This is a genomic window from Halomonas sp. AOP30-A1-24 (genome assembly GCF_052378165.1).
GTDB lineage: Bacteria > Pseudomonadota > Gammaproteobacteria > Pseudomonadales > Halomonadaceae > Vreelandella > Vreelandella citrativorans.
Genome location: NZ_JBQSXL010000018.1, coordinates 49,942 through 64,885, shown reverse-complemented (window position 1 = coordinate 64,885; position 14,944 = coordinate 49,942). Strand labels below are relative to the sequence as shown.

Sequence of the window (14,944 nt, the reverse complement as noted above, 5' to 3'; positions counted from 1 at the left end):
GGTGGTCTTCTTTGCCCTTGATGTGCGTTGCATCCTTGTAGAGTGCTCGCTACAGTTCGGCCTTTGCTGGGCTAACTGAACGTATGGAGCATGTCGCATGGCCACCTTAATGATTCAAGGCACCACGTCAGATGCAGGTAAGAGCACCGTGGTCGCCGGGCTATGCCGAGTGCTTAAACGTCGAGGCTTTCGTGTGGCTCCTTTCAAGCCTCAAAACATGGCATTGAACAGTGCCGTAACGGAAGATGGCGGAGAAATCGGCCGCTCTACCGCTCTACAAGCACAGGCCGCTGGCGTGGTACCTCATAGTGATATGAACCCCGTGCTGCTTAAGCCGGAATCGGACCGTGGCGCTCAGATAATTTTGCGCGGTAAGGTGTACGGCCATATGGGGGCGCTGGATTACCACGCCTTTAAGCGGACTGCTCAGGAAAGTGTCATGGCCGCTTGGCATGCATTGCAGCGCCGTTATGATGTCATTATTGCCGAAGGGGCAGGCAGCCCTGCCGAAATTAATCTGCGAAAGGGCGATATCGCGAATATGGGGTTTGCGGAGTCGGCAGATTGCCCCGTATTACTGGTCGGCGATATTGATCGAGGAGGCGTATTTGCCCAGTTGGTAGGCACGCTTGAATTGCTCAGTAAAAGCGAGCAGGCGCGTACCAGGGGATTTATTATCAACCGTTTTCGCGGCGACATTGGCCTGCTGAACCCAGGGCTTGAGTGGTTGACCCAGCGGACAGGTAAACCTGTGTTCGGCACCTTGCCGTATCTGCAGGGATTATTACTGGATGCTGAGGATAGCGTTGGCCTCACCCAAAAAACAGCGCAGGCAGCGCCATTAACTATTGTTGTGCCGGCGCTTCCACGTATCAGTAACCATACCGACTTTGACCCGCTGCGCCTTCATCCTCACGTGGCGTTGCATTTTATTGGACCGGACCAACCGATTCCCGCGGCAGATGTCATCATATTGCCGGGCAGTAAAAGCACTGCCCACGATCTGGCGTGGCTAAAGCGCGAAGGATGGGAGGTGGCCATTAAACGTCACCTTCGCTATGGCGGCAAACTGCTGGGTATTTGCGGCGGTTTTCAAATGTTGGGCGAATGGGTAGAAGACGCAGACGGCCTTGAAGGTCCACCAGCGCGCGTTGCGGGGCTTGGGTTATTGTCGCTTACCACACAGATGGTCTCGGGCAAGCAGTTGCGTAACGTTGTGGGTCAGCTGCTGCCTGAAGGGGCCAGTGTCACCGGTTATGAGATCCATAATGGGGTTAGCGAGGGCGCGGCGCTGGCGAACCCGCTATTTGATTTGGAAAACCGTCACGAAGGGGCTGTTAGTGACGATGGACAAATAATGGGTACCTATCTGCACGGCTTGTTTGACCATCCTGATGCGTGCCAAACGCTCTTGAAGCGCTTTGGGCTGACCGAAGTAGGCCAAGTGGATTACCTGGCCCATCGCGAAAAAGAGCTTGAGCGTTTAGCGGATTCGCTGGAGGCGCATTTGGAAATAGAGGCAATTATTAAGCTTATCCAGCAAGCTTAATGGTCTGATAGCAAGCAGGGCTGGTCGTCTGCCTTGCAGTTGTGTCTTTGCTGATGCTGTCATAAGGATAAATTCTGGCTGGTATGCCGCGTCGGTATCCTCTAACCTTGCGGCGTTAACGTAGCTGATACTGGTCGCAACAGCGTAAAAGAGAGCGTCATGAAGGTAGTTCAGATTAAAGAAGCGGGGCAGCGAGATGCCTGTTTAGCGCAACTGTGCGCTAGCGTTTATGGTCAGCAGGCAGGATTAACCCCGCTGGTGGTGTTTGCCGGTACGCGCAAGGTGCTGTTTACCCAGGAAATAGCCCGTTTGGTGGCGGGTGTTGATGGCGCAGGTAAGCCGTTGTCGCTGGCGCTGTTGGTATTGGATGAGGCGGGCGAAGGCATGACGATTACTCACGCCTGCGAGTTTGAGCAAGGCGCCAAGCAGCGGCTCATCAGCGAATTGGCGCTTAAAGCGCCGCTGCGCGTTGAGGTGGATAATGCGGAGCAGGAGGCGGTTTATCAGGCGAGCGGTATCAAGCGCTGGTTTGATGGCGCTGACAGCAAACGCATTGGCTTAAGCGGCCGCCATCCGGCCAGTAATGCAGGCGAACTGGCCGCGACCGTTGTGTTGGATGAGGCGCTCATTTTACGACGCTTTAAGCACGACCCAAAAGCATTTGAAAGCGCCAAGCAGGACTTTCTAAACGGCTTGAACCAGTTTCCCGCAACGCTCTGAGCATGCTTATCCTGTGAGCTGGCCGAGGCTACTTTTTGGCCAGCTCGCGCATGGCGCTTTCCAGCCCTTCCAGTGTCATGGGGTACATGCGGTCCTCAATAATGTCACGAATCAACTGCGTGGAATACGTGTACTCCCAAGCGCGAGGTGGCATAGGGTTAAGCCATGCCAAGTGGGGAAAGGTCTCGCAGACGCGTTTCAGCCATGCGCCGCCGGGCTCTTCATTAAAATGCTCGACGCTGCCACCTCGGTGAGTAATCTCATAAGGTGACATGGCCGCATCGCCTACGATGACTACCTGATAATCCGCGCCGTAAGTGTGGAGCACGTCCATGGTGGGGATGCGCTCGCTGCCGCGTCTTGAATTATGTCGCCAGACCCCTTCGTATAAACAGTTATGAAAGTAGTAGTGTTCAAGATGCTTGAATTCAGATCGGGCAGCCGAAAACAGCTCCTCACAAACGCGAATGTGGTCATCCATGGAGCCGCCTACATCCAGAAACAGCAGCACCTTAACGGCGTTGTGGCGCTCAGGGCGCATCTGAACGTTTAGTAAGCCCCCATCGCGCGCTGTTTCACGAATAGTACTGTCGACATCGAACTCTTCCACTGCACCCTGGCGGGCGAACTTACGTAGTCGGCGCAGCGCCATTTTGATATTGCGGGTACCCAGCTCCAAAGAGTCGTCATAGTCGCGAAAGCGCCGTTCATCCCATACCTTTGTTGCGCGGCGATGGCGTGAGCCTTCCTGGCCGATACGAATGCCTTCAGGGTTATAGCCATAGGCGCCAAATGGGCTAGTGCCGCCTGTGCCAATCCACTTGTTACCGCCTGCGTGGCGCTCTTTTTGCTCTTCTAGGCGTTTTTTAAAGGTGTCGATCAGCGCTTCCAGGCCGCCTAGCGATTCAATGTTGGCTTTCTCTTCATCAGACAGCTGCTTTTCGAATTCCCGGCGCAGCCAGTCATCGGGAATCAACGCCTCAATGGCGGCGTCCATGTCTTCAAGGCCTTTAAACCAGGCAGCAAACGCACGATCAAAGCGGTCAAAGTGGCGTTCGTCTTTAACCATTACCGTGCGAGTGACTTGGTAAAATGCTTCCATATCGGCAAATACGACGCCACGTTCAACCACCGCGTGCAGGTCCAATAACTCACGCAGCGACACAGGCACGCCCGCACGCTTTAAGGTTTCGAACAGACCAATAAACATGGCTTAACGACCTGTGCCTTTCTGACGGCGTAACATAAACGCCAGGCGTTCAAGCAGCTGGGTATCCTGCTCGTTTTTAACCAGTGCGCCGGCCATGGGCGGCAGTGCCTTGGCTGGGTCGCGGTTGTAGAGCGCTTCCTGGGCAATTTCATCCGCCATTAGCAGCTTAAGCCAATCAACCAGTTCAGAGGTTGAAGGTTTCTTCTTAAGGCCGGGCGCATCACGTAGTTCGAAAAATACGTTCAGCGCTTCGCCGACCAGCCGCGGTGCAATATCCGGAAAGTGCACATCCACTATCGCCTGCAGAGTGGCTCGGTCGGGAAATTCAATGTAATGAAAAAAGCAGCGGCGCAGAAATGCATCGGGTAGCTCTTTTTCATTATTGGACGTGATGATAATAATGGGGCGTTGATCGGCTCGGATCGTTTCACCGGTCTCGTAAACGTGGAACTCCATGCGATCCAGTTCCTGGAGCAAGTCGTTCGGAAACTCGATATCGGCCTTATCTATCTCGTCGATCAAAAGCACGACACGTTCATCGGCCGTAAAGGCTTCCCACAGCTTGCCGGGCTTTATGTAGTTGGCCACGTTCTCCACGCCTTCGACACCTAGCTGAGAATCGCGCAGCCGGCTAACCGCATCGTACTCATAAAGCCCTTGGGCTGCCTTGGTACTGGATTTTATATGCCAGGTAATTAGCTGAGTGCCCAATGACTCGGCCAGCTCTTCCGCGAGCAGGGTTTTACCGGTGCCAGGCTCGCCCTTAATCAGCAACGGCCGTTCAAGAACAATCGCCGCGTTAACCGCTTGCTTTAGTGCATCAGTGGCAATGTAGGAAGAAGTAGAGTCAAACGCCATGAAGAGTGCCTCGACGGGTCGAAAACGTATTCAAACAAGTGTACGTGAGGGTAGGTGTCGGGGCCAACAGCCGATTCCGATGGCGTTAAATAGAAACACCAAGACCCAATGGATACACACAGTACCTTTTTGCACACACGGTACCTTTAGGGGGCAAAACTACCTAAGCACGAACAGGGTTGGTGCACTTTCTTCGCATGAGATATTGAGGTAGGCGAGTTGAGTGCAGGCGCTTTGTGTATATTTTTGTATTTTAATGATTTTTAGGATGTTGGCACGCAGTTGGCTATATCGTAAATAAGAAGCAAATGAACAGCATCACTAGCCACATTGGATGCTCTTCCTTCTTTACTACATCGCCACGGTAATGACCGTTTTGCGATACACCGTGTGAGCTGGCGTGCTCCACTTGGGTCCCCTTCGGGGGGCTTTTTTTTATGTTTGAAGAAAAGAGTTAACATTTTCAACATATAACAAGAATGTCACAAGAAATTTGGAAACACTGTTCGATTGGTATATATTGTATAGGTAAGCCGGTTGGTCGACACCAATCCCAAGCTAAAATGCATAGAGGGTGAACCTAATGAGCAATATGAAATTAATTTCAGCCGCTGTGGTAACTGCTGGCTTAGCACTGGCAAGCCAGGTTGCCTTAGCGTACAACGCTGGCGATGCATTTGTTCGTGGTGGCGTCGCTCAAACCGATACAGGATCAGGCAACGGCAATATCAATGGAGAGTCACTGAACGTTCAAAGCGAGACAGGCTTCACGTTCGGCGCTGGTTATCTATTTACTGATAAAGTGGGTGTTGAGCTTAATAGTTCTGAAAAGTTTGAACATCAGCTCAATGCGGCATCACAAGACCTGGGAAGCATTGACCGCTTACCCGTAAATTTATTAGTAAATTACTACCCCATGGGTGGGCTGGATTCACGTGTTCAGCCGTACGTTGGCGCAGGTCTTAACTACACACGCTTCTCGGGTGGTCCTGACAATATTGACGTACGCAGAAGCTATGGCGCTATCGGCCAAGCCGGTGTGGATTTAGCAGTCACCCAGAACGTGTTACTGAATGGCTACGTAAGCTATGCGGATGTTGATGGCGAGATCAAACGTGATGGCGAGCATATCGGTAAAGTCGATATGGACCCGGTCACCATCGGCGGTGGCGTGACATTCCGTTTCTAAGGCATAAGCCAGCTTCAAAATATCATCTAACACCCGGCCTTGCGCCGGGTGTTTTTGTTACGACTTAACAACAGGTTCTGCTACGGGCCTTATGGGGTCAGATTATCGTAACCATTTTCAGTGACCACTACGTTATCCTCGATACGAATACCACCACAGGACATTAACTGATCCACCAGCGTCCAGTTAATTGGAAGCGATGTGTCGCGCAACGGGTTTAGGAGCATCGGAATAAAGTAGAGTCCTGGCTCAACGGTTACCACCATGCCGGGTTTCAAAATACGCGTTAAGCGCAGGGCGGGATGTTCGCTGGGGGCGGGGGCCGCTGAGCCATCAGGGTGACGTAAACCGGCTACGTCATGCACTTGAAGTCCCAGGGAGTGACCTAAACCGTGTGGGCAGAAGGCGCGAGTGACTCCTTCGCTTACCGCTTGCTCGACGGTGCCTTTAAATATGTCATGGGCAACGAGGACGCTTCCCAGGGCTTGGTGCATTTGCTGGTGTAACTCAACAAAAGAGGCGTCCAGTTCGATGCGACTAATAATGTCATCTTTTAGATGGTGTAGCGCCGTTACCAGCTCTTCAAAAATCGCGGGGGCATCAGGCCCTGCGTGGGTGCGGGTGATATCTGCGCAGTAACCTCTAAAGCGTCGCCCGGCATCTACTAACAAGCTGTAGCGCTGGCTGGGTGGTGTTATATCGTAATGTTGGTAGTGCAGGACGCCTGCATGTCCATTCAAACCAATAATATTCTGGTAGGGAACGTTAGATTCGCGCTGTCGGCTAGCCGCTAGGTAGGTCAGTTGTATATCGAGCTCGCCTGAAGCGCCAATAAAGGCGGCTTGGGCGGCCTCGTGACCTGCCATTGCAAGGTGATTGGCTTCTCGTAGACAGGCAACTTCGTAAGGTGTTTTGAACATGCGAAGTTCATCAAGCGCTCGCACAACCTCATCAGGGGCTGTTTCAGCGTTCAGCGCTTGCTGAATATCGGGCGCCGTGCTTGCTATATCGCCGATGACGGCGCTGCGGCCCTCTAAATGAGGTGCGCGTGCGTGGGCACACTGATGTACATCAATGACGGATAGCCAAGGCTCATCGGGTAGCTGAGTAGGCTGATGCCAAAAATCAGCGGGCGCATGCAGATAAAACTGCGGTTTTTTACCAGGCTCAATGACTAGCCAGCTGTGCTGAATGTCCGCAAGGCCTACCCAGTGCATAAAATGGCCATAGGTTTGGAAAGAGGCGGCATGATCGTCAGCAAAATGATGGCTGGCGTGGCCGCTATAAATCACCAGACTGTCAAAGCCGTACTTTGTTAACACCTGCTCATAGGCATGCTGTAAATGAACGATATGATCAAGCTGCAGGTTAAAAAGCGTTGTTGACATGAAAATCTATCCTGTTAACTACGTGACGGGGCGAGTTCGCTCCAGAGTTTGTCTAGTTCTGCATGGTGCTGATGCTGATGGCGGTATAAGCGCAGCTCCATGGGCACATCCCAGCGGCTATCGCCTGCTCTGACAAGGGTGCCTTGGGCGAGCTCATGTGAAACGTTGCGCTCTGGCAGCCAGCTCATGCCATATCCCAGCAGTACCAGCTCTTTTATACCTGCCGCGTACAGATTTTCACTTTGTGCCACCAGGTGGGTGCTTTGAGGTAATCTGGCCAGGTGTGCCTTTATTGCAGAGCCCAGCAGGCCTCGCTTGGGGTAGGCAAGCCAAGGCGAGGGCTGCTGGCGTGTGCCCGGTAAAACGGTACAAGGCTCGCCTTGAGGGGCAAGGCCTGTCACGGGAATTAGCCGCTCATGGCCGATCACCCGATAGGTACAAGCGCTTGTATCGATATCCAGATCGCAACGCCCGGCAGGCCAGTAACAGATAGCCAGGTCGCACTCTGCGCGCATTAACGCTTGAAAATAGTCGTGAGCAATCCACCCGGTTGCGCGCAGGTAGGGCTGTACATGGTCCTGCCAGCCGGTAGACGCTAGCCATTCAGGCAGGAAATTCCCCAGCAGGCTTTGCGGGGCGGCTACCATAATGCGCCGCTGTTGACCGGCATTAATCTCGCGCAATCGGTCACGCGTTAAACGAACGCGCTCCGTTACCTGTTCGCATAAGGTGAGGAACTCCTCTCCGGCGGGGGTTAACGAAAGCGGTAGCGTTTGGCGATTAATGAGCGTAATGCCCATCTCTTCTTCCAACAGTTTAATCCGTCTAGAGAAGGTCGGCTGGGTTACGTTTTGGTCATCAGCGGCACGTGAAAAGTGCCGAGTCCTGGCCAGGGCAATAAAGTCTTCTAGCCAGCGAATTTCCATGCTTTACCTCGCAGTGAGATGGCGTGACTGGCCAGTAAATGCCTACGCTTCATAGGCGGCCTTCCTCAACAGCGTGGCAGGCTACACGCGTGCCGTCATCCTGCATTTTTAATTGCGGGATTTCTTGAATGCAGCGCGCATTGGCATACGGGCAGCGACCATGAAAAACACAGCCGCTCGGTAAGTTAACCGGCGTTGGCACCTCACCTTTAAGGCGAATATGTTGTGGCCGGTCATCTTCAAGGCGCGGAATAGATGAAAGGAGTGCTTGGGTGTAGGGGTGGCGGGGCTTGGCGAACAGAGTCGAGGTCGTGGCTATTTCGCACACGGTGCCCAGATACATCACGGCAACCCGCGTACCAAAATGCTCCACTACCGCAAGGTCATGGGTGATAAACAGGTAGGTCAAATTGCGCGCGTGCTGGGCTTCCATCAACAGGTTCAGCACCTGTGCCTGAATAGAGACATCCAGCGCTGAAATGGGCTCATCAGCAACAATAAACTCAGGGTCCACTGCCAGCGCTCGCGCAATGGCAATACGTTGACGCTGGCCGCCGGAGAATTCATGACCAAAACGCTTGCCCCAGTCTGGGTCAATGCCCACCGAGCTCATTACTTCTTCGACCTTATCGGCAATCTGCTGACGGTTCCATGCGGGGTGGTGCAAGCGCAGTGGCTCTTCCAGTGTTTGCTGGATGGTCATCCGCGGATTAAGCGACGCGTAAGGGTTTTGGAAGATCATCTGCATGCGCTTGCGATACGGCAGCAAATGGCGCGAGCTTAAATGGTCAATGCGCTGACCATCATAGTGAATCTCGCCTACAGATGGCGTAATGAGCCCCATGACTGTACGGGCAACGGTCGATTTACCGCAGCCGGATTCGCCAACGACGCAGAGTGCCTCGCCACGCATTATCTCCAGGTTTACGCCATTAATAGCGTGTACGTGTTCCTGGTGACGAACGAGCTTGCCGCCTTTAAATCGCAACTGGTCAAGAAAATCGCCTGATAGCGAAAACCGCTTTTTGAGATCGCGGATTTGCAGAAGTACTTGGGCTTCTTCGACGTTTTCAGCGGGGATGTGATGCTCTGCCATCGCACTTGCCTGCGTACTCATTGGCTTTCCTCCTTTAAACGACGATCTTCCAGCAGTTCAGCCACCATATGGCAAGCTACCTGGCAGTTGCCCGCTTGTACAAATCCGGGCACTTGCTCAATACAAGCGGGGCGGGTTTGTCCATCGGCGCGCTTAATAAAGTCGCAGCGCGGGTGAAAGGCGCAGCCGCTGGGGAGATTGGAAAGCGAAGGCATACTGCCACGGATCTGATTCAGTCTTTCACCGGGCGTTGCCATCTGGGGCAGGGCATTAATCAGCCCTTGGGTGTAAGGATGCTGCGGGTCATTAATGATCTCACGCGTTGGCCCTTGTTCAATCACGCGGCCGGCATACATGACCAGCATGCGTTGAGTGACCTGACTCACGACGCCAAGGTCGTGAGTAATCAAAATAAGCCCGACATTGTGCTGTTCGCAGAGATCCAGCAATAGCGCCATGATTTCTGCCTGAATGGTGACATCCAGCGCCGTTGTAGGCTCATCGGCAATAATGATGTCCGGGTCAAGCAGCAACGCAATGGCAATAATAATGCGCTGCCGCATGCCGCCGGAAAGTTCATGAGGGTATTGTTCCAGACGCTTTTCCGGTGAGGGAATTTGCACCTGGCGTAATTTATCCAGTGCAATGGCGCGGGCCTCTTTAGAGGAAATTCGTCGGTGAGCTTTTAGACACTCCACCATTTGAGCGCCAATCGATAACACCGGGTTCAGCGTCATCATTGGATCCTGGAAGATCATTGAGATTCGGTTGCCACGTATTTTACGCAGCCCGCGCTCCGACATGGTATTCAGCGTTTGTCCTTCAAACGTAATACTGCCACCGGCAATAAATCCGGGCTTGGCAATCAGATTAAGCAGCGAAAACGCCGCAACCGATTTGCCAGCACCAGACTCGCCTACAATGCCTAAACGCTCACCGCGCTCTAGCGTAAAGCTAACATCACGCAGTGCACGTACTTCGCCCTGGCGCAGGCCAAACCGTACATCCAGTTGGGAAACTTCAAGTAATGCCATGGTGCCCTCAGCCTTTATAGAGTCGTGGGTTCATGACATCGCGCAGCCAGTCGCCCAATAGATTGATAGACAGCACCAGCACTACCAGTACCGCACCGGGAATTAGCGTGATCCACCAGGAGCCTGATTGAATGTAGTCAAAGCCTGCCTTGATTAACGAACCAAGCGATGGACGGGTCTCGGGCATTCCCAGGCCCAAAAACGACAGCGCCGCTTCAGAAATAATGGCGTTGGCAATTTGCACGGTAGAAATAACGAAAATAGGCGATAACGTATTAGGCAACACATGGCGGAACATGATCCGTTTGCTGCGCAGTCCCATTACTCGTGCAGCGTCTACGTACTCCTTGTTTTTCTCGGCAAGTACGGAAGCGCGCACGGTACGGGCGTATTGTGGCCACTCGGCCAAGCCAATAATCAGTACCAGCATCAGTACTGCGTATTGACTATAAAAAGAGCTACCCAAGGTGGCCTTCACCACAGCGCCGACCACGATAGCCACCATCAAGGTGGAAAATGACAGCTGAATATCCGCCAGGCGCATAAAAAAGGCATCCACACGGCCGCCCAAATAGCCTGCCATTAGGCCAAACGTTACGCCTAAAAGTGCCTGCAAGATCACCGCACCAAAGCCGATCAAAAGCGATACTCGCGTACCGTACAAAATAATCGACCAAAGGTCTCGGCCCTGGGCATCGGTGCCCAGTGAGTAGCGTTCATCCGCTCCGTCGACCCAGAACGGTGGCAATTCGGAGGCCATAATATCGATCTGACGCAAATCGTAGGGATCGGTAGGTGCAATAAGAGGCGCGGCAAAGGCAGCCACTACCAGGCAGATAAATACCGCCAGGCAGAGCTGTGCCGTGCGGTCACTCTTGAAGCTGTACCATAAATAGGAGTCGCGAAAGCGTTGGAAATGGCTGGGCGATTTGCTCTTGGGCACGCTCTTTGTTGTCATCGTCATGCGGGTTTACCCGTCAGTTTTACGGTGGGGTTCACAAAGCTGTAAATCAAATCCACGATGGTGTTGGTCACCACGAAAATGACACCGACAATCATTAGATAGGCCACGATTAGCGGGATATCAGCCCGGTTGATCGCATCCAAAAACATCAGGCCCATGCCCGGCCACTGGAACACGGTTTCGGTCAGAATGGTGTAAGCCACCATCGTGCCGATTTGAACACCGCCTACGGTGATCACCGGTAGCATGGTGTTTTTAAGCGCGTGGACAAAATAGACGCGGCGCATTGAAATGCCCTTGGCGCGGGCATACTTGACGTATTCAGACTGCAGTACTTCCATCATTTCAGCGCGGATCAAGCGAATAAACAGCGGCAGCATGATAGAGGCGAGTGAAATGGCGGGCAGCACCAGGTGTTGCAGGCCGCTCCAGGTGGCCAGGTTGGTATCCCAATAGCCAAACACGTGCACCAGGTCATAACCGCGCCCAAACGAGGGCATATTACCTTGAGTGGATAGCGCACTGTTTAACCAGGCCCCCCACGCGGTCCCTTCGGGAAAAATTGAGACGGTAATGCCGATAGCAAAAATTTGAATTAATACAATCGCGGTTAAGAACACCGGAATCGAAATACCGATAATCGATGCCCCCATAAAAAAACGCGAGATAATCGAGCGCGGTTTGATAGCGCTGTACACCCCGATAGGTGCCGAAAAAACCACGATAATTAAGGTGGCCGCAAAGACGAGCTCAAGCGTTGCTGGCAGGTGGCGTGCAATAACGCTGAGTGCCGGCTCGCGGTAGAAGTAGGAGTTGCCAAAATCGCCTTGTACGGCATTTTTGGCAAAGCGCACATACTGCACCATGAAAGAATCATTAAGCCCCAAGCGCTCGCGCAGGGCCTCTCGTTCACTTTCGGGGACCGATTGTCCAACCATCTGCTGTATCGGGTCACCCAGGTTATCCTGGATGGCGAAGGCCAGCACGCTGATGATGAACATCACCAATACCGCGTGCATCAGCCGCTTGATTAAAAAGGCAATCATGGCGTACGCCACCTATGTAATAGTGTTTAGCAAAGGAAGTAGAGGTCAGTGCCGTTAAACATTTCGCAATGGGTTTTGACACAACAAGCGCTTCGCCCTCCAGTTGGCTGGAGAGCGAAGCATCCGTGCAGGCAATTTACAAACCGTTAGTCAAACTTAGCGGTTAATAACGAGATCGCCCAAGTAGGGGAAGTCGATGGCGTTAACGACAGGTTCAATCTCAACGCCTTCGGCAGCGGCATACGCAAGGTTCTGCCAATGCAGCGTAATAAAACCAACATCTTCATACAGCATGGCTTCTGCTTCACGCAGCATTTCATTGCGCCGCTCAAGATCGGTTACGCTGTCGGCTTCAGTGACCAGCGCGTCGATCTCTTCATTGCAGTAATTGCCATAGTTGTATTGGCCCGCACCGCTCTCTTCATCAATACAGAAGGTGAGGTACTGGAAGAAGTTGGCAGTATCTTCAGTATCCGAATGCCAGCCAAGCATGGCGATATCCGATTGACGGGTATCATACTCTGGCCAGTACTGGGCAAGCGGCATGGTGCGCAGGTTAACGTTGATATTGATACGCGATAGCATGTTCGCTACCGCTTGGGCAATTTGTGCGTCGTTGACGTAGCGATTGTTGGGCGCAATCATGTCAACGCTAAAGCCGTCTTCATAACCCGCTTCCGCCATTAGCTCTTGAGCGCGGGTCAGGTCATAGCGTGGTACCAGATCCGGGTTGTGACCGGAGTAGCCTTCCGGTGAAAACTGCCCAGCAGGCGTCGCAAAGCCACGCATTAAGCGATCAGCGATGCCTTCCTGGTTGATGGCAAGATCAACGGCTTGACGAACGCGCACGTCTTTGAAGGCTTCAACTTGTTCTTCGTTAAGCTGGAAGCCGATAATACGCGTGCCCGGTACTTCGAAAAGCTCAACGTCACTTGCTTCACGAACGCGCTCCAGATCATTCGGCGGCACAGCGTCAATAAAATCGACGCCGCCTGAGAGCAAGGCTGCTACGCGCGCGGCGTTTTCCGCAATCGGCGTGAGTACAATGCTTGAGACATTGCCTTCGCTTTCAGTATCCCAATAATCTTCAAAGCGTTCAAAATCGACACGTACGCCTTGGCGACGGTCAGTAAGAACGAAGGGGCCGGTACCGGAAACATTGCGTGAAGCAAACGAGTTGCCTGCTTTTACGATCTCCGCTTTATCGACGCCATTTTCGGTTTCACCAGTATAGAACTGGCTATCCATGGGAAAAATGTAGGTCGCCAGGTTGAGCAACAGCGGATAGGGGGTCGTCGTCGTGATTTCCACCGTGTAGTCATCAACCGCTTCGGCGGTAGCAATGGGCTCAAAAATGGCGCGGTAGTCAGGGCTCTCTTTTAAGCGCTCAATCGTCCATACCACGTCTTCAGCCGTCAGCTCGTTACCCGAATGAAACTTGACGCCTTCACGAAGCGTCATGCGCATATGCGTATCGTCTGTTTGTACCCATTCAGTTGCCAAGCGGGGCTCAAACTGAAAGTCCTTGGTCCAGCGGACGAGAGGATCAAACGCCAAGTGGGAGAAACGCAGCATACCGCCGGAAAGTTGTTCGTGAATATCAAGCGTTTCCGGATCGGCGGAGTAGCCAATGCGCAACGTTTCAGCGTTTGCTGTCAAAGGGAGCACTGCGCTACCCGCAACAGTTGCACCGACAATAGTGGCCAGTATCTTTTTTTTGAGCGCCATAATCGTTCCCGTCTTATTGATAATTTTATTGTTCACATTACCGTCTAAACGCTATTGGCGAGACAGCAAAGCAGACACGGTCAGCTTGTAAGCTATCCTATTAACATAGAGAGTGTTGAATGCGTCATACAATCGAAATAGTGATAGACCCTATTCAACTATTGAATGATTGGGCTTGTAGCAGTGAATACTGGAGTGCAAGCTAGTCTAAAGTCGTAGATGAAAAATAAACGGGCGTTTGGTATCAGCCCACGAAAGCCATTAGTGACCCGCTGGAAGGCAGGCTGAAAATGATGAAATGGAATCAATGGATCATTCTGGTGTTAATCGGTTGGCTTCCATTAACCGCACAGTCTGACACTATTGACGGCATGCTGGACGGCGAGCCGCGGGAGTGGTTTGTGCTGAGCCAGGGCCGTGACTCCAATGCTTCTTTTGTAGAGGTTGGCGATCAACGCCAAATCACTATCACAGGGTTTGTCGAGCCTGATCAAAGGGACGCCTACGAAGGGTTGTCTATTAGCCTGGCGGTTGAAGACAACCAGCTTATCGATGCCCAAGTGGTACAACTGATCGGTAGCACCACCGTACCGCCGCTTTACACCTCTGAAGGAGGCAGTGTTACCGTCACGTTGACGCAGCTTGAGCAGCAAGGCAGCCACATTCATATTGCTGGACGTGTCGAAGGCGTATTGGCGTTGCAAACTGCACTGGACGACGCGCCCAGCCGGGCTGAGGGAATCGACATCGATGTGCAGTTTGACGTTAATGCCTATCGAGCACGGTTCTAACAAGCACGGTTTTAAGCTCCAAATTGCTGATGCAGCCATGCATTAATATCATCAGACTCATACAGCCACTCTTCGCGACCATCTTCGTGGTGAATCTTTAAGCAAGGCACTTTGGTTTTGCCGCCGCCTTCAAGGAGGTCCTGCTTATGTGCGGGGTCATGCTGAACATCGCGCAGCTCAATGGTTAGTCCTAAGCGGGCAATTTCTTTACGCACCTTAATGCAGAAAGGGCAGGTACGGAATTGATAAAGGGCTAGGCGTTGGCAAGCCTGGTCGACGCGCGCTTGATCGGCGGGGGCACGCTCAATCGCGTTAGGCGTTGAGAGTTTTTCACTGATAAGCATGACCGGTGCCAGCACCAAACGAACACCACGGAAAAAATAGCGAATTAATACACGCATAATAAACTCCATCGCTAACCCTGGGGCATGGGTCAGCGTTCTTA

14 protein-coding genes are annotated in these 14,944 nt (G+C 52.7%); 4 read left to right on the top strand and 10 right to left on the bottom strand.

All coding sequences use genetic code 11. The features are described 5' to 3' along the window. Positions 1-97: 97 nt before the first annotated feature. The gene (locus tag ACT3TJ_RS11585) at positions 98-1,549 is read left to right on the top strand and encodes a cobyric acid synthase (protein WP_193053151.1); all 1,452 of its coding nucleotides are present in this window, start codon (positions 98-100) and stop codon (positions 1,547-1,549) included. A gap of 159 nt (positions 1,550-1,708) precedes the next feature. Then, positions 1,709-2,269 (top strand): hypothetical protein, encoded by a 561-nt coding sequence (locus ACT3TJ_RS11580; RefSeq protein ID WP_193053150.1) that lies wholly within the window; start codon positions 1,709-1,711, stop codon positions 2,267-2,269. Positions 2,270-2,297: 28 nt separating this feature from the next. Here ACT3TJ_RS11580 and ACT3TJ_RS11575 read toward each other — a convergent pair whose 3' ends face one another. Then, positions 2,298-3,479, bottom strand: coding sequence for a vWA domain-containing protein (locus tag ACT3TJ_RS11575; protein WP_193053149.1), 1,182 nt, complete (start codon positions 3,477-3,479; stop codon positions 2,298-2,300). Between the two features lie 3 nt (positions 3,480-3,482). After that, positions 3,483-4,337, bottom strand: coding sequence for an AAA family ATPase (locus ACT3TJ_RS11570; protein ID WP_172118209.1), 855 nt, complete (start codon positions 4,335-4,337; stop codon positions 3,483-3,485). A 583-nt stretch (positions 4,338-4,920) separates the two neighbouring features. On the opposite strand from ACT3TJ_RS11570, the gene ACT3TJ_RS11565 reads away from it, so the two are divergent. Then, positions 4,921-5,526: an OmpW/AlkL family protein gene (locus ACT3TJ_RS11565; protein WP_193053148.1), complete on the top strand. Its 606-nt coding sequence runs from the start codon at positions 4,921-4,923 to the stop codon at positions 5,524-5,526. Between the two features lie 89 nt (positions 5,527-5,615). On the opposite strand, the gene pepQ is transcribed toward ACT3TJ_RS11565, so the two are convergent. From pepQ to ACT3TJ_RS11530, 7 genes are all read right to left on the bottom strand, one after another. After that, complete coding sequence (pepQ, locus tag ACT3TJ_RS11560) at positions 5,616-6,914, bottom strand: Xaa-Pro dipeptidase (RefSeq protein ID WP_193053147.1); 1,299 nt, start codon at positions 6,912-6,914, stop codon at positions 5,616-5,618. 14 nt (positions 6,915-6,928) lie between these two features. Next, a complete protein-coding gene (locus ACT3TJ_RS11555) occupies positions 6,929-7,840 on the bottom strand; it encodes a LysR family transcriptional regulator (RefSeq protein WP_193053146.1) in 912 nt (303 codons plus the stop codon). Between the two features lie 49 nt (positions 7,841-7,889). Then, a complete protein-coding gene (locus ACT3TJ_RS11550; protein ID WP_193053182.1) occupies positions 7,890-8,936 on the bottom strand; it encodes an ABC transporter ATP-binding protein in 1,047 nt (348 codons plus the stop codon). A gap of 17 nt (positions 8,937-8,953) precedes the next feature. Then, on the bottom strand, positions 8,954-9,970 hold the full coding sequence (locus ACT3TJ_RS11545; RefSeq protein WP_172118205.1) for an ABC transporter ATP-binding protein: 1,017 nt from the start codon (positions 9,968-9,970) through the stop codon (positions 8,954-8,956). Positions 9,971-9,977: 7 nt separating this feature from the next. Next, positions 9,978-10,934 carry an ABC transporter permease gene (locus tag ACT3TJ_RS11540; protein WP_193056805.1) on the bottom strand — a complete coding sequence of 319 codons (957 nt, stop codon included), beginning with the start codon at positions 10,932-10,934 and terminating at the stop codon, positions 9,978-9,980. Continuing rightward, a complete protein-coding gene (locus ACT3TJ_RS11535; protein WP_193053145.1) occupies positions 10,931-11,980 on the bottom strand; it encodes an ABC transporter permease in 1,050 nt (349 codons plus the stop codon). The genes ACT3TJ_RS11540 and ACT3TJ_RS11535 overlap by 4 nt, the downstream gene beginning before the upstream one ends. Before the next feature lie 156 nt (positions 11,981-12,136). Further along, positions 12,137-13,708, bottom strand: a complete 1,572-nt coding sequence (locus ACT3TJ_RS11530) for an ABC transporter substrate-binding protein (RefSeq protein WP_193053144.1) — start codon at positions 13,706-13,708, stop codon at positions 12,137-12,139. Between the two features lie 290 nt (positions 13,709-13,998). On the opposite strand from ACT3TJ_RS11530, the gene ACT3TJ_RS11525 reads away from it, so the two are divergent. Then, entirely contained in the window at positions 13,999-14,499 is a 501-nt protein-coding gene (locus ACT3TJ_RS11525; RefSeq protein ID WP_226912108.1) for a hypothetical protein, read from the top strand. An 11-nt stretch (positions 14,500-14,510) separates the two neighbouring features. Here the strand turns inward: ACT3TJ_RS11525 and ACT3TJ_RS11520 are convergent, their stop codons facing one another. Next, positions 14,511-14,900 carry a glutaredoxin family protein gene (locus ACT3TJ_RS11520; RefSeq protein ID WP_193053180.1) on the bottom strand — a complete coding sequence of 130 codons (390 nt, stop codon included), beginning with the start codon at positions 14,898-14,900 and terminating at the stop codon, positions 14,511-14,513. Positions 14,901-14,944: the final 44 nt, after the last annotated feature.

Excerpts from the sequence above, each read along its gene's own strand:
- ACT3TJ_RS11585 (WP_193053151.1), top strand. The coding sequence starts at position 98 with ATGGCCACCTTAATGATTCAAGGCACCACGTCAGATGCAGGTAAGAGC.
- ACT3TJ_RS11580 (WP_193053150.1), top strand. The coding sequence starts at position 1,709 with ATGAAGGTAGTTCAGATTAAAGAAGCGGGGCAGCGAGATGCCTGTTTA.
- ACT3TJ_RS11575 (WP_193053149.1), bottom strand. The coding sequence starts at position 3,479 with ATGTTTATTGGTCTGTTCGAAACCTTAAAGCGTGCGGGCGTGCCTGTG.
- ACT3TJ_RS11570 (WP_172118209.1), bottom strand. The coding sequence starts at position 4,337 with ATGGCGTTTGACTCTACTTCTTCCTACATTGCCACTGATGCACTAAAG.
- ACT3TJ_RS11565 (WP_193053148.1), top strand. The coding sequence starts at position 4,921 with ATGAGCAATATGAAATTAATTTCAGCCGCTGTGGTAACTGCTGGCTTA.
- pepQ (WP_193053147.1), bottom strand. The coding sequence starts at position 6,914 with ATGTCAACAACGCTTTTTAACCTGCAGCTTGATCATATCGTTCATTTA.
- ACT3TJ_RS11555 (WP_193053146.1), bottom strand. The coding sequence starts at position 7,840 with ATGGAAATTCGCTGGCTAGAAGACTTTATTGCCCTGGCCAGGACTCGG.
- ACT3TJ_RS11550 (WP_193053182.1), bottom strand. The coding sequence starts at position 8,936 with ATGGCAGAGCATCACATCCCCGCTGAAAACGTCGAAGAAGCCCAAGTA.
- ACT3TJ_RS11545 (WP_172118205.1), bottom strand. The coding sequence starts at position 9,970 with ATGGCATTACTTGAAGTTTCCCAACTGGATGTACGGTTTGGCCTGCGC.
- ACT3TJ_RS11540 (WP_193056805.1), bottom strand. The coding sequence starts at position 10,934 with ATGACGATGACAACAAAGAGCGTGCCCAAGAGCAAATCGCCCAGCCAT.
- ACT3TJ_RS11535 (WP_193053145.1), bottom strand. The coding sequence starts at position 11,980 with ATGATTGCCTTTTTAATCAAGCGGCTGATGCACGCGGTATTGGTGATG.
- ACT3TJ_RS11530 (WP_193053144.1), bottom strand. The coding sequence starts at position 13,708 with ATGGCGCTCAAAAAAAAGATACTGGCCACTATTGTCGGTGCAACTGTT.
- ACT3TJ_RS11525 (WP_226912108.1), top strand. The coding sequence starts at position 13,999 with ATGATGAAATGGAATCAATGGATCATTCTGGTGTTAATCGGTTGGCTT.
- ACT3TJ_RS11520 (WP_193053180.1), bottom strand. The coding sequence starts at position 14,900 with ATGCGTGTATTAATTCGCTATTTTTTCCGTGGTGTTCGTTTGGTGCTG.